Below are 22,855 nucleotides of genomic sequence, written 5' to 3' on the forward strand. Positions count from 1 at the left end.
AAACATAATCATGAAAAAAGTATTGATCACAGGAGCAAGCGGAGGCATTGGGCTGGAAACAGCCAGGCGGCTGGCTGCTCAAAACTACCAGGTAACACTGGTGGCTCGCAACGAGGCTAAATTGAATAACGCGGTTACAACTTTGGATGGTGCTGGTCATACAGTTTTAGTTGCTGATCTGACCAATAAAGATGACTTGCAAAAACTGGTAAACCATTTAAAAACTGAGAAATACGATGCCCTGATTAACAATGCAGGTGCCGGTATTTACGGAAAATTTATTGAGGTTCCATTAGTGGATCAATTGGCTGGCATGCAGCTTAATATGGATGCATTGGTGACCCTGTCTTATGGGTTTTTACAAAATGCTAAATCGGGAGATACTTTGGTAAATATAGGTTCGCTACTCGCTCATTCTTCTCTGCCGGGCGGAGCAGTTTATGCAGCCACCAAGAGTTTTGTCGCCAATTTCTCAGAATCTTTGTGGTACGAGTTTAAGCAGAAAGGTATCTTTGTCATGGGGTTTAACCCCGGTGCCGCAAACTCCGACTTCCATGCAAACGCAGGCGGGCATGCCAGTGATTTCCCCAAATTTGTGATGTCTTCCGTTGAGGATGTTGCCAAAGAATTGGTTAGCGCTATGGGAAAGAGGCGGAAGCCAAGGGTTGTACAAGGCTGGAAAAACAGGTTCATGTTGTTTGGATTCAAGTTATTGAACAGGAAATCCGCTATAAACATCATGGGGCAGATCAGCCCCGGAATGCAAAACTAAAACGGAGAAACCTAATATAGGATTTGGCCAACAAGCCGGCACTCCTATATTTGTATTTTATAATTATTTGAAATGGGCATAGCAGAACGAAAACTGGAAGAGAAGCAGGAAATGCACGAACGGATCTTAAATGGTGCGCGTAAAATATTTTTAGCCAAAGGCTACGAACAGGCGAGTATGCGCAATATTGCCAGTGAGATCAATTACAGCCCCGGCTCGCTTTATTTTTACTTCAAGGATAAAGGCGAGATATTTCAGGAGTTGCACAAGGAAGGGTTTAGGTTGCTGCTTAGTCAGATGAGAGTTCTGGAGAAAGTAGCCGATCCTTTTGAGCGTTTAAAAGCTATGGGCCGCATCTTTATCCAATTTGCACAGGAAAACAAAGATTACTATAACCTGATGTTTATGGTTGAAGAACCAGCAAAAAGCCAGCAGTCGGGCGGTTTTCAGATCGCACAGGAAGCGATAAACCACTTATTGAATGTGGTTAAAGAATGCCAGGCTAAAGGTAGATTTAGTGGCATGGACCCCGAGTATTTTGCCTTTATGATCCTTTCGGTAACGCATGGTATTTGTGCCCTGTTCTGTAAAGACCGAACTTCAAGCTTCATCGGCAAAACGAATGAAGAGCTAATGCAGAACGGCTACGAGTGCTTTGTTGCGCTGCTTGAAAAAAGTTAGCCTTTTTTTTGACTATATATTAAACAGTGTTTAAACTTATAACAATGATTAAAAATGAATTTTCAAATTAAAAAAAACAGCCATCTTTTACTGATCGCAACAGCCTTGCTGGTTGCCCCGTCAGTAAAAGCCCAAAGCAAGCTGGATGATTACATCCGCGAAGGGCTTACATCCAGCCAGAGCATCAAACAGCAGAATTTCGTGCTCGAAAAGAATGTCTATGCGTTGAAGGAAGCGAAAAGCATGTTCCTGCCCGATGTAACCTTTTCGACCACCTACACCAAAGCGGACGGCGGGCGTACGATAGATTTCCCGACCGGCGACCTGTTTAACGGGGTTTACTCCACGCTGAACAAATTAACCGGTAGCAATGCGTTTCCGCAGTTGCAAAACCAGCGCATCCAGCTTAACCCGGATAATTTTTATGATGCTAAGATCCGTACCAGTCTTCCCATTTTGAATGCAGAGCTGATCTATAATAAGCGGATCAAGACGCAACAGGTGGATATGCAAAAAACAGAAGTGCTGCTTTACAAACGCGAACTGGTTAAAGAGATCAAAACGGCTTATTACAATTATCAGAAAGCAGTTTATGCTACGGGAATCTATGAGTCCTCCCTTAAGCTGGTTGAAGAAGGCCAAAGGATCAATACCAAGCTATATGACAACAGCAAGGTAAACCGCACCGTTGTGCTGAGAAGCCAAAACGAAGTATCAAGGATCAATGCTTCACTCATTGGCGCAAAGAAAACCACGGAATCGGCCCAATACTATTTTAACTTCCTGATCAATCGCCCGCTGACAGATAGCATCTTATTAGATGACATAAAGGAACTACCCGGTAGGGAACAATTGTTGGGAACTAATATCAGCGGCAGAGAAGAATTATCCAAGCTGCGGATCGCTAAGGACATTAATGGCAACCTGACGGGGATGGCCAAATCTTATCTTATCCCAAAGATAGGCACCTTTGTTGACCTGGGCTCGCAGGCTTTTGACTGGAAGGTTAATAGCCAAAGCCGTTATTATTTGTTTGGCGTATCGCTGGAATGGAACCTGTTCTCCTCCGGGAAAAACAATTACCGGGTAAAACAGACCATTGCCCACCGCGAGGCCCTGGCATCCCAAACCGATTATGTACAACAGCAGCTGCTTACCGAGTTGAAGGTTCGCCAGGCCGGTATGCAAAGTGCTATCGCGCAATATGATGCGGCACAATCCCAGTTAAAAACCAGCCAGACCTATTACGGTGATATGCTGAAATTATACAAACAGGGATTGGCTATTTACATCGAACTGCTGGATGCCCAAAACCAGTGGATAGATGCGCAGCTACACGCCAACATCGCCCTTTACGACACCTGGATCGCCTATACGGCCATAGAACGTGCTAACGCCAGTTTCACTATTCAATAACAAAAAAATCATGAAAAAAATTCAATTACTCAGCATTGCCATAGCAACAGTCACTGTAACACTTTTGGCAGCCTGCAAAGAAAAACACAACAAACAAAATGCAATGGGTGAGCCGGATATCATCCCCGTTAAAACAGCATCGGTTTCCGTGTTAGGCGTACCCGACCAGATCAGTGCTACTGGCCTGATAAGTACAGAAGATGAAGCCAAATATTCCTTCAAGATAGGCGGTGTGATCAGCCGCATATTGGTACAGGAAGGCCAGTTCTTTAAAAAAGGCCAATTGCTGGCAACGCTCAACTCAACTGAAATTTCGGCCGGTCTGGCGCAATCCAATCTGGGTGTGGAAAAAGCACAGCGCGATTACAGTCGCGCCATGAATCTTTATAAAGACAGCGTTTATACGTTAGAGCAACTACAGAATACCAAAACTGCTTTAGATGTTGCTAAAAAATCTACGGAGGCGGTAGCTTTTAATGATCGCTATTCCAAAATATACGCCGCATCTGATGGTTTTGTAAGTAAGAAGATAGCAAACGAGGGTGAAGTGATCGCCGAGGGCATGCCCGTTTTATTGATCAATTCTACCGAACAGCACAACAGTTATTCATTGAAGGTTGGTGTAACGGACCGTGAATGGGCCATTATTAAACCAGGACAAACTGCCCAAGTTATACTCGATGGGTATGCAGGTCAAAAATTTGATGCCGTGGTATTTCGCAAGTCGCAGGCTGCAGACCGGGAACTCGGCTCTTTCCAGGTAGAGTTAAAGCTAAATTTAAATGGCGTAAAGCCGGCGATAGGCATGTTTGGTAAAGCGGAAATAGCCACTCATCAGGATGAAAGCGTGATGGTTATCCCGTACGCATCACTGGTGGAAGCTGACGGGAATAAAGGCTTTGTGTTTACCACAATTAGTGCAACCAAAGTAAAAAGAGTTCCGGTTACCATCCTGAAGTTCGATAACGAAAATGTGTATCTAAAAGATAAACTGGAAGGCATAGATCAGATCGTCGTTTCTAACAGCGCCTACCTCAACGAACAGTCTACCATTAAAATTATCAGGTAAAACCAATAGTCATGAAAATCACAAATTTTGCCGTTAAAAACTATCAGTTCACACTGATCATATTCCTTCTGGTTGCCGTGGTTGGCGTACTTACGCTATTTACCATGCCCCGTTCGGAAGACCCTACAACCCATCCTCCGCAGTATATCATTACTGTTATTTACCCTGGTACCAGTCCTAAGGATATGGAAGAGCAGGTAGTAAAGCCCATCGAAAATAAGATCTATGGACTGGAAAATATTGAAAAGATCCTCACCACGGTGGAGGATGGTGTGGCAGTTATCCAGCCAAAGTTTAAATATGGTGTGGATGTAGATAACAAATACCAGGAAATATCTACAGAGATCAACGCTTTAAAGAACAGTGAACTTCCCAAGGATATCTATCTCATCAAAACAGAAAAGGTTTCTTCTTCGGATGTAAAGGTATTGCAGGTTGCCCTCGTTTCAGATAACGCTTCCGGTAAATTACTCCGCGATCAGGCGGACATACTGAAAACGCGCTTAGAGAAGATCACCAACCTGAAAGAAGTGAAATATTTCGGGATGCCTGAACAGGAGATCCGCATTGATATGCAGCTGGATAAACTGGCCCAGTTAAAAATACCGCTCAACGTAGTGATAGGCAGTTTGCAAAGCGAGGCCGCGGATATTCCCGGCGGTAGCATTAACCTGGACAGCAAGATATTTAATGTGAAGACCAGCGGCAAGTTTAAGAACGTTGAAGATGTTGCCAATACAGTTATCTATAATGCGAACGGGAAGATCATTTATCTGAAAGATGTGGCCAATGTGAGTTATAAGGACGGCATTGTCAATCACATTACCCGTTTGAACGGGCACCGTGCTATCCTGGTTACGGCAGCCATGAAAGACAATGTGAACATTGCCAGCGTACAGGGTGAGTTTTTACCGGTATTGGGAGAATTTGGCAAAACCCTGCCGGAGAATATCCGCATGGTCAAAAACTTCGATCAGGCCAATATGGTATCCGAGCGTTTAGGCCACCTGGGTTTCGACTTCGGATTAGCGATATTTTTAGTGGTAATTACGCTGTTACCATTAGGCTTCCGGGCCTCATTGATCGTGATGATCTCGATTCCGCTTTCCTTAGCGCTGGGCCTGATTACTATGAATTTATTAGGCTATTCCTTAAATCAACTCAGTATTGTCGGACTTGTGGTAGCATTAGGACTATTGGTGGATGACAGTATAGTTGTGGTAGAGAACATTGAGCGCTGGCTCAGGGAAGGCCATTCCCGTAAGGATGCGATTTTAAAGGGAACTAAACAGATAGGCGCGGCGGTAGTAGGTTGTACCGCAACATTGGTTATTGCCTTTTTGCCGCTTGCCTTTTTGCCTGATATGGCCGGCGAATTTATCCGCAGCCTGCCAATGGCCGTGATGACCAGTGTACTGGCTTCTATGGTCGTAGCCTTAACGCTTGTCCCTTTTCTGGGTAGCCGGATGCTAAAAACGCATACGCATGGCGAGGGTAACTTCTTTTTAAAGCACCTGCAACGGTTTCTGACCGTGTCTTATGCCCGGGTGATGCCACTTGCCTTAAAATGGCCAAAAGCCACTATCGGAATATCATTAGCATTAAGCGTACTGGCCTTTTTCTTGTTTACATTGACCGGATTCAAGCTTTTTCCAACTTCTGAAAAGCCGATGTTCCTGATCAATATCAAACTACCCTTGCAGGCGGATATCCCGGAAAGTGACCGTGTGACCAAGCTGGTTGAAGGTGAATTGAAGAAACACAAGGAGATCGTTTATTACACCTCGAACGTAGGCAAAGGCAACCCCCAGATCTATTACAACGTGCATCAGCAGGATATAAAGCCGGATTTCGCGCAAGTATTTGTACAACTGGATGAAGAGGCCAGTCCGGGAGAAAAAACTGAACTTATCAAAAAGCTCAGAAAGAAATTCAATGATATGCCCTATGCAAGGATTGAAGTGAAAGACTTTGAACAGGGAACGCCGATTGAAGCGAATATTGTGGTGCGGGTATTTGGAGATGACCAGGATAAGATACGGGAGCTTTCTTTTAAAGTGGAAGATATTCTGAAAAAGAATCCGGGAACGTTTTACGTCAATAACGAGCTGAACAGCTACAAATCGGATGTCAAGATAAAAATTGATAAAGAGAAGGCCCGCACCCTGGGGGTGTTGACCAGCGACATAGACAAAGTGGTACGTATGGCCGTGGCAGGCTTAAACGTTGGTGACTATATTGATGACCGGGGCGATGCACGTAATGTGGTGATCACCTTGCCGAGAGATAAGTTCTCTAACCTGGATGCTTTAAAAAACCTGTATGTAAACAATGTAAAAGGCACCCCGGTACTGGTTGATCAGATCGCTACCATTTCCTTTGAGACATCGCCCACAGCGATCAATCATTTTAATAAATCACGATTTGCAAAGGTGACATCCCTGACCAAAGAAGGTGTGTTAGCTAATGATGTATTGAAAGAGATCGTTCCCGAACTGAATAAATTGAAAATGCTGCCGGGCTACTATTATAAGTTATCAGGTGAAGCAGAATCTGAAGGTGATGCATTAGGCGGCAACTTCCTGTCGGTGATCATATTGAGCACTTTCCTTTTCATCGGTGTTCTGCTTTTGCAATTCAAAACTTTTAAAGGGATCATTATTGTGTTGTCGATCATACCGCTCGGCATACTTGGCGGGGTTGTATTGTTACTCATGACCGGCAACCCGATGTCGCTTGTTTCTATCATTGGTTTTATTGGCTTATCGGGTATTCAGGTTAAAAACTCGCTTTTGCTTGTAGATTTTACTAACCAACTGCGAGCCGAGGGACATAGTATAGATGAAGCGATCAGTATGGCAGGCGAAACCCGCTTTCTGCCGGTTGTATTGACTTCCATAACGGCAATTTGTGGCTTGCTTCCCATTGCACTAAATCCTAATCCACTTATAGCTCCATTAGCTATCGTATTGATCGGCGGATTACTCAGTTCAACCATACTTTCCCGGATTGTAACGCCGGTTATGTATAAGCTGATTCCGCCGCATTTAGAAAGCGACGAAGAACATGAAAAAATATAATGTCAAATAAAAACGAATATCAACATGACACAATATCTCGATAAATTAGAAGAAGAAAGAAAGTTGTTGCTGGAACGGACGAAAGATCTAACAGTGGATCAATACAATATTATTCCGCCTGGCTTTAACAACAATATTATTTGGAATATGGGCCATATTCTCGTAGTAAGTGAAAGCCTGCTTTATGAAAATTCTCCTTATAAGCGCCCGGAGCATGAATTCATGATATCCAGCTTTCAAAGAGGTTCGACACCCGATGAAATTATAGAGGAAGATGACATTTTACTCATCAGGCATTCGTTGCAGCAAACGGCTCAATTTTATAAAAGGTGTACCGGAATGAACAGACCAGGAGATGAAAGCGTTTCAGTGAGTAATGAAGTTATGCAATTCCTGCTTTTTCACGAGAATATGCATTACCGCACAATTGCGAGATTGTTGGAGATAGTGCGGAAGATAAAAGATTAATAACACATTGTACTAAAAATCATGGAAAATCAATATGACATCATCGTTATCGGATCGGGCCCTGGTGGGTATACCGGAGCCATCCGCGCAGCGCAACTTGGTTACAAGGTAGCCATCGTTGAAAAATATAATACCTTAGGTGGTACGTGCACCAATGTTGGCTGCATTCCGGCAAAAGCGTTACTGGACAGTACGGAACACTTCCACAAAGCCAAAGAGGAGTTTCAAGTTCACGGTATTGAACTCAACAATGGCTTGAGCCTGAATTTTGAGCAATTCATCAAACGTAAAGAGGGTGTTGTCAAATCAAATACATCAGGATTGAGTTATCTGATGAAAAAAAACAAGATCGATGTGCACACCGGACTTGGAAGTTTTGTTGATAAGAACCGTATAAAGGTTACCAATGAAGGCAAAGAGATCGTATTGACCAGTAAATATTTCATCATCGCTACCGGGTCTAAACCATCATCTATTCCTGGTGTAACTATTGACAAAACAAGGATCATCACCTCTACCGAAGCTTTGACATTACCGGCACAACCCAAATCAATGGTCATTATTGGCGGTGGCGTGATCGGCGTGGAAATGGCTTCTGTTTTCGCCCGGATCGGTACAGAGGTCACCATTATCGAATATACAGATACGTTGATCCCGACCATGGACCGTGAGCTTGGGAAGGCGCTGTTAAAAACGCTGTCAAAGTTGGGTATAACCTCTTTACTCGGCAGTAAGGTAAAGTCTGCTGCTAATGCCGGGGACCATTCAACCATAAAGTTTGAAGATGCCCAGGGAAAAGAGCAGGAAATTGCCGCCGAGTATTGTCTTGTCGCAGTAGGCAGGCGTGCTTACACAGATGGCTTAGATCTTCAGGTGGTCGGTGTCGATACGGAGAAGAACGGCAAGGTGAAGGTCAATGAACGATTGCAGACGAACGTAGATAATATTTTCGCTATCGGAGACGTAATTGCAGGCCCTATGTTGGCTCATAAGGCTGAAGATGAAGGCATATTTGTAGCAGAGGCCATCAATGGACAAAAACCACATATTAATTATAACCTGATCCCCAGCGTGGTTTACACCTGGCCTGAAGTTGCTTCTGTAGGAGCAACGGAAGAGGAACTTCAGGCGAAAGGTATTGAATTCAAGTCCGGAAGTTTTCCCTATTCGGCCAGTGGCCGTGCCAGGGCTGCAATGGACACCGACGGGTTTGTAAAAGTGCTTGTTTCACCAAAATATGGGGAAGTGCTTGGTGTGCATATCATTGGCCCAAGAGCGGCTGACGTAATTGCACAATCCGTTGTAGGAATGGAATATGAGGTAACGGCTGAAGATATGTACCGCATCAGTTATGCGCATCCAACTTATTCCGAAGCCTTAAAAGATGCCTATTTGATAGCGGCGGGTCAGGGAGCCATCAATATATAACCACTAATGCGTTGCTTATGACTACGCCAGCACCGGGTAAGGTGCTGACGTAGCTTAATTAAAATTCATCAGGTTTATAAATGCCGATAGTTAATTTAAAGAATTCCAGATGACATGAATGAAATAACGGCAAGAGAGAGACTAAAAAGAGCCTCCGGGAATTATTTACCAAAAACGAGTTTGGATCCACCAGTACATATGAGCTTGCGAAGTTGGCTGGAGTAAACATCGCATCAATAAATTATTATTACCGAAGCAAAGAGAAGTTATTCAGGAAGTGATGGATGAAACCATTAAGCATTTTTATTACGAGCTTGTACCCACCCATAACGGTGTATCAAGATATTTACTTGCCAAAGTTGAGGCTATAGTTAATTACTACATTGATGAATTGCTTAGGGCCACAGCCACGCGGTCGGTGATCGGTAACTTTGAGAAGAAGTACCAACACATCCAGATGGTGGTACCTGAACCAAGCACTTTACCCTTGTCCAAAATCGTAAGCGATGGCATGACCGCCACCAAAAGTGCCGTGTTACAGCTATTGGGTACCTTTTTGTTGGTTCGGTTTTTAATGAAAACGAATATTTGACGGAATGTAAGATCGAACCGGAGAAATTAATGATGCAATTCTGCGCATATATCCGCATATATCCGGTGAACGGTGGGTCATCAAATAATAAAAATGGGTTGATCAAGTCATGCGATTTGACCCCTGTTTCGTGCTCCTTAGCCGCCATTGTTAAATAATAATTTATTTTACGTAAATTGGCTTTATGACAATTACTCCCCTTTATAATGAACAAGATCTGCTATTCAAAATAGCAGAAGGGGATCCGAATGCATTTCGTATCATATTTAATAAATATCATAATAAGATCTATACTTTTTCACTTCGCATACTTCAGTCTGATATCGTAGCAGAAGAAGTGGTACAGGAAACCATGTTGAAACTATGGAAGATGGGACCAACGTTGACTACGATCAATAACCTTGATAGTTATCTAAAAACACTTGCCCGTAACCTGTCTATAGATATGTTGCGACACAGGGAGTTAGCCTATAAGGTAGAAAAAGACCTGGGAGCAGACTGGATCGAGGGCCATAACGAAACTGAAGAGCAGGTTTTATTGAACGACACCAGAAAAGTACTACAGGCGGGTATCGAACTTTTGCCGGATCAGCAAAAATTAGTATACAAATTTTGCCATCAGGACGGATTAAAATATGATGAAGTTGCCGAAAAACTAAAACTCTCTCCCCACACTGTACGATCCTATATGAAGTTGGCACTTCGGTTTTTACGCAATTATGTAAGTTCTCATACCGATGTAGCGGCTATCTTGATAATTTTTAAACTTTTTTAGTTTTCTATACCCCCTCTTTCTTTTTCTATCCGTCTTATTAATAAAGGGATGTTAATCTAGTGTGAAAAAATCACTAAATAAACCTTAAGGATATGAACAGAGAAAGACTTAATTTTCTATATAAACAATATCAAGCCAAGCGCCTTACACCAGAAGAACGAGTGGAATGGCGATCACTTGTTGGCGACAGTAATTTTAATGAAGACCTGGAAGAGATCATTGGAGCGGAGTGGTATGCGTACACTACAGAAGAATGGGTGAATATGGATACGGCTAAAGCCGACCAAATGTTTGGCTACATCACGAGTCAACCACAGGAGAGAATAAAAACAAGAAGGCTTTGGCCAAGTATCGCTGTTGCGGTATCTGTCGCCATAGCTGTTATGACCGGTGGTTATTTCTATTACAGCAATAAAGATCAGGCATCTGAAAGAACTTATGCTAATGATATCAAACCCGGGGGTAATAGGGCTTTCTTAACATTGGGTAACGGCAAAAGGATATCTATAACCGATGCGCTTAATGGTGACATTGCAACAGAGAATGGGGTAAAGATTACAAAATCAGCTAATGGTGAAATCATCTACACAGCGAGCGGGAATGCAGATAAATTTGTGATCGATGTTTTTGAAACCCCTCGTGGAGGTACTTCGCAAGTTATTTTGCCTGATGGTACCCATGTTTGGTTGAACGCAGAGTCCTCCTTAAAATATCCATCTTCATTCGCATCGCTAAAGGACAGAAAGGTCGAACTTAATGGAGAAGCGTATTTTGAAGTATCCAAGGATAGATCACATCCCTTTATAGTGAGAACAAATAAACAGGAAGTTGAAGTTTTGGGTACACATTTTAATATCAATAGCTATACTGACAATTCTTCGATCAAGACCACCCTGTTAGAAGGTAGTGTAAAAGTATCAACAGCAGACTTAACCGAAACGCTGACGCCAGGGCAGCAGGCTACCCTTACGGGCAACAGGATCCAGGTTGCTGCTGTGGAAACAGAGGACGTTGTAGCGTGGAAGAATGGCTATTTTATGTTCACCAACGAAACATTCGAGAGTATCATGGCTAAAGTTGGAAGGTGGTATAATGTGGAGATCGAGTTTGCTGATCCTGAATTGAAAAAGAAGACCTTTTTTGGCTCTATCAGCAGGTTCGAGAATATCTCTGAAGTGTTAAAAATGCTCGAACGCACTGACCTTGTTACATTTGAGGTCGGTAAAGAAAAGGTGAGGATCCACCGGAAGAATTAAAGGACCTATTATCTCTATACTTAATTAAATACAAACAATTAAACCAGCTGAAAAATGAAAGACGAAAAAAAGATCCCGCAAGTACATTAGGATGCCGATAAACAGTAAAGGCTCCGATTTGCGATCGAAGCCTTTGTGTCCGCATCAGGAACATTGAAAATCAATTATTCTTTAACCTAGTGAAGTGTCCTTCTGGAAAATTGCCACAACACTATAACAGACGATCAAATGTATAAAAATTATACTAAATTTTTTTGTATGCCCACAGCATACATGTCTAAACTGCTATTGATTATGAAACTGACCACGTTCATCCTGATCATATCCCTTATGCAGGTAAGTGCCGCAACGTTCGGACAGCGGCTAACATTGAATGAAAAAAATGTAACTATCGAGAGGGTTTTCAGGGAGATCAGAAAGCAGACCAGCTATAATGTATTGATAGAGACCAGTTCTTTTAGCACTTCACAACGAATAAATGTAAATTTCAAGGATACACCGCTTGATAAAGTGCTAGATCAGATCATTAGTGGCACCGACTTAACGTATACGATCGATAATAAGGAAGTAGTAATTAAGGCGAAGGAAAAAACCTTTTGGAGCCGGGTAATTGAAACTCTTAATGCGATCAATGTAAAGGGCAGGGTATTAGATGAGAATGGGAAGCCGCTCGCTGGTGCGAGCGTAACAGTGAAGGGAACTGGAGTTTGGGTTACTACCAACAAAAATGGCGAATTTGTATTGACAAAAGTGGATGATAAAGCTATACTGGTTATCAGATATGTTGGATATAACCAGCAGGAAGTTTTAGTTAAACCAGATCTGGGGAATATTGGTTTGACAGTTAAAACTGATGAGTTAAGTCGGGTTGAAATTGTCTCAACAGGTTATCAGACCATTCCGAAGGAGCGGGCTACAGGTTCATTTGGAATAGTTACAGCTGAACAATTGGATCAGTTCCCGGTAGTTAGTGTATTGGAACGTTTGCAGGGATTAGTGCCGGGCGTAAATATATCTACTAAAACAACGGCCGGAAAGAGCCGTAATGGAACAGTTAACATTAGGGGAATTTCTACGCTGGTAAGTAGCTATACCAAGGTAAATACAGATCCATTATTGGTTATCGATGGTTTTCCTTCACAACAGTCCATTACCAATGGAGCCTTTAATTTTATTAATCCAGACGATATTGAGCAAATTACATTCTTGAAAGATGCGGCTGCGGCTTCAATTTGGGGTATTCAGGCGGCTAATGGCGTGATCGTGATCACCACTAAAAAGGGAAAGCGTAACAGTAAACCGGTGGTTAATTTTTCTACTACTTTTGGTACAAGTAACAGACCTCGTGCTACTTATGGCAAAATGATGTCGATGACAGATTATATTGCTTTGGAAAAGGAGCTTATAGATAAAGGAAGATTAAGAGACCCTGTTTTAACAACTACAGGTCTCTTACCTGAAAACAACAGTCAGGCCCAGGCCATCATTTTCCGTGCTAAACGAGGCGAGATCACAGATGCACAAAGGGATCAGCAACTGGCAGCCCTTGCCCAAAATGACAATAGTGACCAGGTGTCAAAACTATTATTGCAGCCACCCACCACCCACCAGTATAGCCTCTCGCTATCTGGGGGAGGGATCAGTAACTCTTACTTCGTATCCGGATATTTTTATGACGAAGACCGTGCCTATAAGAGCAATACAAATAATGGATATTCCATAAAAGCCAGCAATGTATCGAATTTAGCGAACGGGTATGTGACCGTGACCTCAGATCTTACGGTTAGCAACACGCGAGACAAGATCAATGGGGCTGCGGTGCGTGCTATGAGCATTTTTTCAGGAGGGTTGCGGCCTTATGATATGTTGGAAGATGGCAATGGGAACCGAATTTACTACGATGTGGCTACTGTACCATCAGTTGCACGGAATTTGGAAAGCAAAGGTTATCTTCCTTTTCAGTATTCTCCTGTTGATGAACTTGACTATTCTAATACCATAAATAACTCGAACAATATCAATTTGAACATGGCGGTTAATGGGAAGATCACCTCCTGGCTTGGAGTGAATGTTTCCGGTAATATCGGGCGTAATTTTTCAGAGAATGAAACGTATTGGGAACCGAATAGTTATGAAGCACGGCTGCTGGTAAACAAAGGTACCAGTTTGAGTAGTACTGGTGCACGGGTATATGGTGTACCATTGGGTGGTAGATTGGACCTGGGTAACTCGCTGGGCAGAACATATAGTCTTAGAGGACAAGTAGATGTACATAAAAACTGGGGGAATAAGCATGTGTTGAATATTCTTGTTGGTAACGAGATCAGAGAGCAATACAGCAAGTCTGGCGGCGAACTCCGTTATGGCTATGATAAGGAGATCAATTCTTTCCGAGGTGTCAACCCGTCTGTAACATTTAAAGACATGTATGGTTCTACGCAAACTATTGGTGCAACTTCCAGAGCCATTATCGAAAAGACTACCCGGGCGATGTCTTATTATGCCAATGGGTCCTATACTTTCGATAACAAGTATACCATATCGGGTAGCACACGTTTTGATGATTATAACCTGCTTGGGGTGGATCGCCGTAAAAGAGCTATCCCGCTTTGGTCTGCCGGCCTGAAATGGAATCTCAAAAATGAGGCATTTATCAAGAACATCTCCTGGCTGGACCAGCTTTCCCCGCGGGCCACTTATGGCTTTACCGGAAATGCCCCACAGGGATATGCGCCCGTGGCCGTGATCAACCTGTTGGGGAATGATTTTTACACGGGCTATCCTTATGGTTTGATCGCTACACCCGCTGTTGATAACCTGGGTTGGGAGAAAACACGCATGATCAATTATGGCCTGGATTTTTCTTTATTTAATGGTCGAGTATCAGGATCCCTTGAATATTACCGTAAACACACTACTGACATTATCTGGCAAATGCCTATTAACAGTACTTACGGGTATTCCAGCTCTTTGTTCAATACTGCAAATTTAGATGGTAGCGGGATAGATGTAGGCCTGAATTTCATTCCCCTTCTTAAAAGGGATTTGAGATGGACTTCAACACTGAATGTTTCTTATAATACCAATATTATTCATGATGTTCGTTTTGCAACGCCTACGCTAAGTTTTTCACCTGAAAATCTATACGATGGTTATCCAAGTGATTACTTGTTTTCTTATTCATGGGCCGGCCTGGATGCTACCGGACAGTCCTTGATCAATGACCCTAAAGTACCAGGGAAAACCTATAATGTATTGGATTTTCCTTTCCTAGACATCCGTGAGTATTCAGGACGTACCACTTCGCCATGGTTCGGTAGTTTTGGCAATACATTTCAATACAAACAATGGGAATTAAATTTCCAGTTCATGTACGTATTCGGCGGGGTATTTCGTAAACCATCTATAGTTTCTATTGGCTTTACCAACAATATTAACGTGGGCAGATCTGGTGATCTGGATCAAAGATGGAGAGTGCCTGGAGATGAAGCATTCACCAACGTACCAGGCTTGATCTTTGACGACAATAGCAATTATAATCAGAGCCTTGCCAGGTACACAGAATCCAATTACCTGATCCGAAGCCGCAGTAATATTAAGCTGCAACAGGTTATGCTGTCCTATCGTGTTCCCCCTAAACTGCTCAACAAATATGGCATTAACGGGCTAACGGTTTCTGCTGTAGCGCGTAATCTGGGGATGATTTGGGCTGCCAACAAGGAGAAATTAGACCCTGACTACTTATATACTACAGGAAACAACTACCAACTGGCACCTGTGCCTAGTTTTTCATTCAGAACGAGTTTGACTTTTTAACCTTAAATACTTTGTATTATGCATTCATATACTAAAAAATATTATATATTACTGCTTTCTATCAGCCTGTTGTCTTGCCGGAAATATGTTGAAAGTGTTCCGATACAAGGGCAAAGGGTACTTGAATATACGGATGATTACAGGGCATTGATGAATTATTCTGATTTGCTTCAACCGGCTTTTGGCCAGGCTCCTGTTTTGAGCAGTGATGACCTTGACTATACTGCAGATGTGCTGCAAAGCAATATAAAGGCCAATACGATCCAGAGATCCATGTATACCTGGCGTAAGCCTTTTTATGTAGATCTTAATTCAGACAACGATTGGGCTGCGATCTACAGCTGTATGTATACGCTGAACACTGTCATCAATCAGGTTATGGTGAGTAAAGGCGGATCAGAAGTAGTTAAAAGCAACATTCTGGCTGAGGCGCTGGTCCACCGCGCTTTCGGTTACTTTATGCTGGCCAATCTATATGGAAAGCAGTATGATATTGCAACAGCTGATAAAGATCCTGCAGTGCCGCTGCTGCTTGAACCTAAATTGTTTGTAGACCTGACCAGGGCCTCGGTACTACAGGTGTATAGCAAGGTTATTGAAGATACTAAAAAGGCCATTCCAATGTTGCCGTTAAAACAGGATATCAACTTTCGTCCAAATAAGGCCTCAGCGTATGCCTTGCTCTCCAAAGTATACCTGTTTATGCGTGATTTTACCAAGGCAGAGGCTTATGCGGACAATACACTGGCATTATCTTCAGATCTGTATAATTACAACACCAGCTTAAACAGCTTTCCTTCTCAGTATAATGATAAGCAGGTATTGCTTCGTAAAACATCGCTTGCCTACCCGTATCCGATGCAACTAAGCGGATCCTTGCTTAATTTGCTTGGTGTAAAGGATTTACGGTACAGTCTGTTTGTCAAACCGGGTACTAATTTTTTCCCGGTTTTTCCGGGATTGGGATATTGGTCTAGAGAGAATTATTCGGGTTATCCAGACAAGCAGGCGGTTGGTTTATCTGTTAATGAAACCTGGTTAATTAAGGCGGAATGCCTGGCCAGGGCAGGTAAAAAGGACGAGGCGGTAAAAATGCTGAATACTCTCCGCAAAATGAGGTTCCTGCCCGCTGATTATGCGGACATAGCCGCTGCGACCAATGAAGAGGCTTTGCAGCTGGTGATCAATGAAAGGCGCCTTGAGTTTTTTGGAACTGGATTGCGCTGGTTCGATCAAAAACGTTTAAATAAAGATCCGATGTTTGCGAAAGCCGCGACCCGGGTGTTTGATGGTGTTACTTATACGTTGGAACCCAATAGTAACGGATATGTTTTCCCGTTGGCGAATATATTGATCAGCCAGAACCCGGAAATGGTACAAAATCCGAATTAAGTTATTAGGAATATCTTTTTTAGTTGCGCTGCTGCCCTGATAAGGTGGCGGCGCAGACTGATCTGTTATGCGAAAAATTTTAAAAAACACAAATGAAATGGAGAAAAGTATCGTTAAGATAGAAAAATTATCGCATAAGTACAGTCGTAGCTGGGCCATACGCGATATCAACCTGGAGATCACCCAGTACGGCATTGTGGGCTTACTGGGATCCAATGGCGCAGGTAAATCAACTACAATGAATATTCTTTGTGGCTCTCTGAACCAAACTGAAGGAGATGTGTATATCAATGGGGTAAACTTTCGGGAAGATCCTATGCAGGCGAAAATGCAGATCGGCTTTCTGCCACAGAACCCTCCACTATATATGGACCTTACGGTAGATGAATATCTGGAGTATTGTGCTGGTCTTCGGCATATGTCTGGCAGTTCCATGAAAAATGCGGTCAAAGAAGCAAAAGAGCGCTGTGGAGTTGACCATTTTAGCAGCAGGCTTATCAAAAACTTATCTGGAGGCTATCGGCAGCGGGTAGGGATCGCCCAGGCGATAGTACACCGGCCAAATGTTTTGGTGCTCGACGAGCCTACGAACGGGCTGGATCCTAACCAGATCATTGAGGTGAGGTCACTAATTAAAGATATAGCCAAGGATAGGGTCGTTATTTTTTCATCTCATATTCTTTCTGAAGTGCAGCTGCTCTGCCAGGATATTAAAATGATCGAAAATGGAAGGATCGTATTCGCTGACACGATGGACGCATTTAATAATTACGTAGAACCCCACAGTATGCTGATCCATTTTGGCAATATGCCTGCCGCGGGTACGCTTGAAAAATTAGCAGGCGTGCTCAAAACAGAGTTACTTACCGATAGATCGGTGCGCGTATATTTCGATGGGCAGCGGGATATTGCGGAAAGGGTTGTAGTAGAAAGTGTTAAGCAGGGCTGGCGCTTGCAGGAGATCAGTCTGGAGAAAAACGCTGTTGAAGAAATATTTAAGCAATTGTCACAGCATTCATCTCAATAACAAACTCATTTACAAAACCATCATGTGGAGCAGTACAACAACCGAAATGAGAATTAGGTTATACATGCTTGCTCATTACCAAAAAACAATTTATATTGATGAAAACAATCTTCCGAGTTGCTAAAACAGAATTGAAAACACTGTTTTATTCCCCCATTGCCTGGCTCTTGATCATTATTTTTATGATCCAGTGCAGTGTCACCTATATTAAAGTATTAGATTCATTGGCACGTTCACAAGAGGATGGTTTTAAAAACCAAATCAGCCTGATCACTGAAACATTCCTGGGAAGAAATGGCTTAATAAGCACGGTTATGAGAAACCTGTACTTATATCTTCCTTTACTCACGATGGGGCTGATCAGCCGGGAAACCAGTAGCGGCACAATCCGGCTGCTCTATTCTTCACCCATTCATCTGCGCGATATTGTATTGGGGAAATTTCTCTCCATGATGGTGATCAATTTCATTATGATCGCAATTGTAGGTATCTATATGGGGTCGAGCTATTATACCATTTCATCTCCGGATACCTGGATGTTGCTGAGCGGGCTACTGGGTTTGTATTTATTGCTTTGTGCCTACTCCTCCATTGGTTTATTTATGTCCTGCCTTACCAATTACCAGATCGTTGCAGCGGTTTGCACCTTCGTTACGATCGGTATATTGTACAGTGTAGACAATTTATGGGAGAGTGTTCCCTTTGTGAGGGATCTGACCTATTTCCTCTCTATAGCAGGGCGTACAGATAAAATGCTGAGCGGATTGATCACAAGTAAGGATCTGATCTACTTCGGTCTCATTATTTATCTTTTTCTTGCATTAAGCATTTATAAGCTGAAGGCAGGTATGGAGTCTGCCACACCTATGGTCAAATCATTACGTTACCTGCTGGTGATCGTATCCACTTTGGTGATCGGCTACATTACTTCCATTCCTCAATTGGTAGCCTACCTTGATGTTACCCGAGATCAGAACAATACGATCACTCAAACTACTCAGAAGATCATTAAAGAATTAGGTGACGAACCTTTGGAGATAACTGGTTATGCGAACCTGTTTGGGCAATACTTTGACGACGGTGCACCCGAAGCCTATAACAGGAACATTAGGGAATGGGAGGCATATATGCGTTTCAAGAATAATATTGTGCTGAAAAATGTGATGTATTATGATACACTGAATCAAAAGCATGATATCATGAAGCGTTCTCCAGGAAAGACCATGAGGGAAATTGCCGAGAAGGCAGCGGATGTTAGGGATATGAAGGCGGATCAATTTAAAGCACCAGCTGAAATTCGTAAGCTTATTGACCTGTCTAACGAGACCAACTTGTACACCATGCAGCTAAAGTATAAGGGAAGAACCACGATGCTAAGGGTGTTTGCGGATAACCAGCACTGGCCAACTGAAATAGAAGTGTCTGCTGCCTTAAAAAGACTTCTGCAAGCCAAAATGCCGAAGATCTTGTTTGTAACCGGAAATTTCGAACGTAATATTTATAAGACCGGTGACCGGGAGTACAGGGCCCTTACCAATTTGAAAACTTTCCGGTATTCGCTTTTAAACCAGGGATTCGATGTAGATACCATTTCACTTGAAACGGGGATCATACCTGAGGATATTGCAGCTTTGGTACTGGCAGATCCCAAAACAGCATTGACCAAGGTTGCAGTAGCTAAACTTCAGCAATACATAAACGGTGGTGGTAACCTGCTCATTTCTGGTGAGCCAGGAAAACAATCATTGCTGAATCCGCTGCTTAAGCAGTTTGGCGTAGCACTGATGGATGGAGCTATAGTGCAGGAAAGCAAGGATATGCAGCCGGATCTGGCTACGCCATATCTTACGGAAACAGCAGCAGCTCTTTATCCACCATTGATGCACAGTCATCACAATAATGCTTTAGTTTCCATGCCTAAGGCTACAGCCCTAACTTATACGGCTTCTGGTGCTTATACCATAAAACCATTGTTGGTGACCGATCCTAAGGTGAGCTGGTTAAAAAAAGAGAGATTTGTGAGTGATTCTGCTACGGTTCAATTTGAGCCCGGGAAAGGTGATGAGCGCAAAGCATTCCCTCTTGCTGTAAGCCTTATCCGGAAAATAAATGGAAAAGAGCAACGGATCGTTATCTCAGGTGATGCAGATTTTATGGCCAATGCAGAGTTACAGCGTTTTAATAAGACAACTGCCAATTTTGTGTTTAATACGGGTGTGTTCAGTTGGTTAAACTATGGCAAGTTCCCGATCAGCAGCTTCCGTACACCGCCTATAGATACGATAGTACTGGTTACAAAAGATCAGGTTAAGCCCCTGCGGATTCTCTTTGTTTTTGTAATGCCAGGTATTTTGCTGGCCTTCGGAAGTATATTACTAATCAGACGAAAAAGAAAATAAGGATGTCATTTATAACAGATCAGCAAACCTTGGATGACCTGAATATATTTGGAAAACATGGAGGTGACTCCGTGTATCAAATATTCAACCAGACCAGCACGCGCGGTGGATCGTTAATTTTAGAGGATATGTTTAGGTATCCTTTGTCAGATGAGCAAGCGATCAACAAGCGCGCCAGCATCGCCCAGTTTTTTGCTTTAGAAAACAGGGCTTTTCCTTTCGAAAGCTCAGATTTTGATGCTATAGGATCCTATTTGGATAGCACGGATGAGCGTACAAAGCTTTCTTTACAAGCACAGTCTGTAACGGCAAGATTGAGCAACCTTGTGGCAATAGATTCGGATACACAGGCTATTCATAACGGGATCATTAAACTGGCCGGGGTATTCATTCAAACTCAGGTTTTTATAAATTCACTCGAAGTTCAAAATGACCATCCTTATCGATCAGATAAGGATGGTATAGCGTTGTTATTACAAGAGCCAGCACTAGAGGCTGTTTTAAACCGGCCTGTAAAACATAAATGGCAAGCCGAGGAACTGGTAGCATATGATGCTCTTTTCCGGTTCAGGGAGAGAGATATGGTATTAAAAATGCTTCGGTATATATATCACCTGGATGTATACCTCACCCTGGCTAAAGTAGCCCGGGCCCGCAATTTTTCTTTTCCAAAGGTCTTGTCAAAAAATGAAAACAGGATCAACCTGATAGGGTTGTACCATCCGCAGGTTAAAAATGCTGTACTCAATTCTATTGAGATCGGTAAGCAAAGTAATGTGATTTTTTTGACAGGGGCCAATATGGCGGGGAAATCCACCTTTATGAAGTCACTCAGTGTGGCTTTGTACCTTGCCCATATGGGATTTCCGGTTCCGGCATACAAAATGGAGTTTTCTGTACTGGATGGGATGTATACTACAATTAATTTACCCGATGATATGGGGATGGGAGCGAGCCATTTTTATGCTGAGGTGCTTAGGGTCAAGAAAATAGCTATGGAACTTAAAACCCGAGATCTTTTTGTATTGTTTGATGAAATGTTTCGCGGCACCAATGTAAAAGATGCCTGTGAAGCTACGATCGCTTTGACTGCCGCATTCGCGGCAAAAAAGAACAGTGTTTTCGTCATTTCCACACATATTGTGGAAGCAGGGGAAGTACTAAAGGAAAAATATTCAAATATCAATTTCATCTATTTACCCACGCTTATGGACGGGGATCAGCCGATATATACCTATAAGCTGGCACAGGGAATCACTGCTGACAGGCACGGTATGGTCATCATCAATAACGAAGGTATTCTCGATATCCTGGCCGCTGGGTTAAAAAAGATCAATCCGTAGACCTATGAGTTTTATAACAGATAAACAAACCCTTGCCGACCTCAATATTCTGGGTAAATACAGACCCAATTCTATTTATACAATTTTCAACCAGGTGCGAACCGAAGGTGGAGAAAGACTGTTACACGAAATGTTTCAACACCCCCTTACCGATACTGATCAAATTAATAGTAGAAGAGATCTGTTTAAGTATTTCCAGGAAAAGGATGTTAGTTTTTCTCTTAATATCCCGTCTTTCGGGCAAATGGAGGCTTATTTCAATAGCGGTAGGGGCGGCAATAGGTTACTTATCACAACAGCCACTGCCTGGAAAAAATTTACTTCAACCTTCCTGAGAGACGAAGAGTATAGTTTTTTACATGATGGTCTGCTGGCCACAATTGAAGTGCTAAATTCTTTTCGAACTTTTGTGAATAGCATTGAAGCCGATATGAATAGTCCTTATGCTGCAGAAAGATCGGCTATCAGCAGTATATTTCAGGACAAGCAGCTGCAAGGCTTCCTGGAACAGAAGTCAGTTAAGCAATTTTCTTTTGAGAAAGTTGCCCGGTATGAGCACTTACTAAAACACCGCTTGCAGCAGGAAATTGAGTTTCTGATCAACAGTCTATACAAACTGGACGTTTACCTCACCGTAAGTACAATAGCCAGGCAGCGGAATTTTTCTTATGCGCTGGCGCTACCAGGTACACAGTCGATGTTTAAGGCGCGTGGTTTGCGCCATCCGGCCTTAACGAAAGCTGTGGCGAATTCTGCGGATCTTAGCAAAGACCAAAACCTGTTATTTCTGACCGGTGCCAATATGGCCGGAAAATCTACCTTCATGAAGGCCTGCGGTATTGCCATCTACCTGGCACATATGGGCTTTCCTGTGGCTGCCGAAGAACTTTCTTTTTCTGTTATGGATGGCATTTATTCGTCGATCAATGTGGCTGACGATCTAAACATGGGACATAGTCATTTTTACGCTGAAGTATTGCGTGTAAAGAATGTAGCTAAAGAAGTTGCCGAAGGAAGACGTCTTCTGGTACTATTCGATGAACTTTTCAAAGGTACGAACGTGAAAGACGCTTACGACGGCACACTATTGGTTACTGCGGCTTTTTCCAAATTTAGAAATTGCTGCTTTATTGTTTCTACTCATATTATTGAAGTTGGAGAAACACTCCGGCAAGAGGGAGATCATATTCGATTTGCCTACCTGCCAACGGTGATGAATGGCCGTGTTCCTCAATATACTTATCAGCTCACTGAAGGCATCACTGGTGACAGGCAGGGAATGATGATCATTGAAAATGAAGGAATACTGGATATTCTAAACGCTTCCTGACTAAACCAGTT

16 protein-coding genes are annotated in these 22,855 nt (G+C 42.8%); all 16 read left to right on the forward strand.

The genetic code is table 11. From position 1 onward, the window contains the following. The first annotated feature begins 10 nt into the window (after positions 1-10). The 16 genes from ABIN91_RS08895 to ABIN91_RS08970 all read left to right on the forward strand — a co-directional run bounded on the left by ABIN91_RS08895 (position 11) and on the right by ABIN91_RS08970 (position 22,844). Positions 11-772, forward strand: a complete 762-nt coding sequence (locus ABIN91_RS08895) for an SDR family NAD(P)-dependent oxidoreductase (protein WP_348050661.1) — start codon at positions 11-13, stop codon at positions 770-772. Between the two features lie 72 nt (positions 773-844). Then, positions 845-1,453 carry a TetR/AcrR family transcriptional regulator gene (locus ABIN91_RS08900; RefSeq protein WP_348050663.1) on the forward strand — a complete coding sequence of 203 codons (609 nt, stop codon included), beginning with the start codon at positions 845-847 and terminating at the stop codon, positions 1,451-1,453. Positions 1,454-1,507: 54 nt separating this feature from the next. After that, the gene (locus tag ABIN91_RS08905) at positions 1,508-2,869 is read left to right on the forward strand and encodes a TolC family protein (RefSeq protein ID WP_348050665.1); all 1,362 of its coding nucleotides are present in this window, start codon (positions 1,508-1,510) and stop codon (positions 2,867-2,869) included. Between the two features lie 10 nt (positions 2,870-2,879). After that, positions 2,880-3,938, forward strand: a complete 1,059-nt coding sequence (locus ABIN91_RS08910) for an efflux RND transporter periplasmic adaptor subunit (protein ID WP_348050666.1) — start codon at positions 2,880-2,882, stop codon at positions 3,936-3,938. An 11-nt stretch (positions 3,939-3,949) separates the two neighbouring features. After that, entirely contained in the window at positions 3,950-7,018 is a 3,069-nt protein-coding gene (locus tag ABIN91_RS08915; protein ID WP_348050668.1) for an efflux RND transporter permease subunit, read from the forward strand. Positions 7,019-7,042: 24 nt separating this feature from the next. Continuing rightward, positions 7,043-7,486: a DinB family protein gene (locus ABIN91_RS08920; RefSeq protein WP_348050671.1), complete on the forward strand. Its 444-nt coding sequence runs from the start codon at positions 7,043-7,045 to the stop codon at positions 7,484-7,486. A gap of 21 nt (positions 7,487-7,507) precedes the next feature. Continuing rightward, positions 7,508-8,914 (forward strand): dihydrolipoyl dehydrogenase, encoded by a 1,407-nt coding sequence (lpdA, locus tag ABIN91_RS08925; protein ID WP_348050675.1) that lies wholly within the window; start codon positions 7,508-7,510, stop codon positions 8,912-8,914. A 280-nt stretch (positions 8,915-9,194) separates the two neighbouring features. Then, positions 9,195-9,506 carry a hypothetical protein gene (locus tag ABIN91_RS08930; protein ID WP_348050677.1) on the forward strand — a complete coding sequence of 104 codons (312 nt, stop codon included), beginning with the start codon at positions 9,195-9,197 and terminating at the stop codon, positions 9,504-9,506. 184 nt (positions 9,507-9,690) lie between these two features. Next, positions 9,691-10,281, forward strand: coding sequence for an RNA polymerase sigma-70 factor (locus tag ABIN91_RS08935; RefSeq protein WP_348050679.1), 591 nt, complete (start codon positions 9,691-9,693; stop codon positions 10,279-10,281). Between the two features lie 92 nt (positions 10,282-10,373). Then, the gene (locus ABIN91_RS08940; protein ID WP_348050681.1) at positions 10,374-11,537 is read left to right on the forward strand and encodes a FecR domain-containing protein; all 1,164 of its coding nucleotides are present in this window, start codon (positions 10,374-10,376) and stop codon (positions 11,535-11,537) included. A 258-nt stretch (positions 11,538-11,795) separates the two neighbouring features. Continuing rightward, positions 11,796-15,353 (forward strand): SusC/RagA family TonB-linked outer membrane protein, encoded by a 3,558-nt coding sequence (locus ABIN91_RS08945; RefSeq protein ID WP_348050683.1) that lies wholly within the window; start codon positions 11,796-11,798, stop codon positions 15,351-15,353. 18 nt (positions 15,354-15,371) lie between these two features. Beyond that, positions 15,372-16,745, forward strand: coding sequence for a RagB/SusD family nutrient uptake outer membrane protein (locus ABIN91_RS08950; protein WP_348050685.1), 1,374 nt, complete (start codon positions 15,372-15,374; stop codon positions 16,743-16,745). 97 nt (positions 16,746-16,842) lie between these two features. Beyond that, the gene (locus ABIN91_RS08955; RefSeq protein ID WP_348050687.1) at positions 16,843-17,772 is read left to right on the forward strand and encodes an ABC transporter ATP-binding protein; all 930 of its coding nucleotides are present in this window, start codon (positions 16,843-16,845) and stop codon (positions 17,770-17,772) included. 98 nt (positions 17,773-17,870) lie between these two features. After that, entirely contained in the window at positions 17,871-20,171 is a 2,301-nt protein-coding gene (locus ABIN91_RS08960) for a Gldg family protein (RefSeq protein ID WP_348050688.1), read from the forward strand. Between the two features lie 2 nt (positions 20,172-20,173). Continuing rightward, a complete protein-coding gene (locus ABIN91_RS08965) occupies positions 20,174-21,514 on the forward strand; it encodes a DNA mismatch repair protein (protein WP_348050689.1) in 1,341 nt (446 codons plus the stop codon). A 4-nt stretch (positions 21,515-21,518) separates the two neighbouring features. Further along, positions 21,519-22,844, forward strand: a complete 1,326-nt coding sequence (locus ABIN91_RS08970; protein ID WP_348050690.1) for a DNA mismatch repair protein — start codon at positions 21,519-21,521, stop codon at positions 22,842-22,844. Positions 22,845-22,855: the final 11 nt, after the last annotated feature.

This window comes from Mucilaginibacter sp., from assembly GCF_039921305.1.
Taxonomy (GTDB): domain Bacteria; phylum Bacteroidota; class Bacteroidia; order Sphingobacteriales; family Sphingobacteriaceae; genus Mucilaginibacter.

Excerpts from the sequence above, each read along its gene's own strand:
- ABIN91_RS08970 (WP_348050690.1), top strand. The coding sequence starts at position 21,519 with ATGAGTTTTATAACAGATAAACAAACCCTTGCCGACCTCAATATTCTG.
- ABIN91_RS08960 (WP_348050688.1), top strand. The coding sequence starts at position 17,871 with ATGAAAACAATCTTCCGAGTTGCTAAAACAGAATTGAAAACACTGTTT.
- ABIN91_RS08895 (WP_348050661.1), top strand. The coding sequence starts at position 11 with ATGAAAAAAGTATTGATCACAGGAGCAAGCGGAGGCATTGGGCTGGAA.
- lpdA (WP_348050675.1), top strand. The coding sequence starts at position 7,508 with ATGGAAAATCAATATGACATCATCGTTATCGGATCGGGCCCTGGTGGG.
- ABIN91_RS08920 (WP_348050671.1), top strand. The coding sequence starts at position 7,043 with ATGACACAATATCTCGATAAATTAGAAGAAGAAAGAAAGTTGTTGCTG.
- ABIN91_RS08905 (WP_348050665.1), top strand. The coding sequence starts at position 1,508 with ATGAATTTTCAAATTAAAAAAAACAGCCATCTTTTACTGATCGCAACA.
- ABIN91_RS08930 (WP_348050677.1), top strand. The coding sequence starts at position 9,195 with ATGGATGAAACCATTAAGCATTTTTATTACGAGCTTGTACCCACCCAT.
- ABIN91_RS08965 (WP_348050689.1), top strand. The coding sequence starts at position 20,174 with ATGTCATTTATAACAGATCAGCAAACCTTGGATGACCTGAATATATTT.
- ABIN91_RS08935 (WP_348050679.1), top strand. The coding sequence starts at position 9,691 with ATGACAATTACTCCCCTTTATAATGAACAAGATCTGCTATTCAAAATA.
- ABIN91_RS08900 (WP_348050663.1), top strand. The coding sequence starts at position 845 with ATGGGCATAGCAGAACGAAAACTGGAAGAGAAGCAGGAAATGCACGAA.
- ABIN91_RS08940 (WP_348050681.1), top strand. The coding sequence starts at position 10,374 with ATGAACAGAGAAAGACTTAATTTTCTATATAAACAATATCAAGCCAAG.
- ABIN91_RS08915 (WP_348050668.1), top strand. The coding sequence starts at position 3,950 with ATGAAAATCACAAATTTTGCCGTTAAAAACTATCAGTTCACACTGATC.
- ABIN91_RS08945 (WP_348050683.1), top strand. The coding sequence starts at position 11,796 with ATGCCCACAGCATACATGTCTAAACTGCTATTGATTATGAAACTGACC.
- ABIN91_RS08910 (WP_348050666.1), top strand. The coding sequence starts at position 2,880 with ATGAAAAAAATTCAATTACTCAGCATTGCCATAGCAACAGTCACTGTA.
- ABIN91_RS08950 (WP_348050685.1), top strand. The coding sequence starts at position 15,372 with ATGCATTCATATACTAAAAAATATTATATATTACTGCTTTCTATCAGC.
- ABIN91_RS08955 (WP_348050687.1), top strand. The coding sequence starts at position 16,843 with ATGGAGAAAAGTATCGTTAAGATAGAAAAATTATCGCATAAGTACAGT.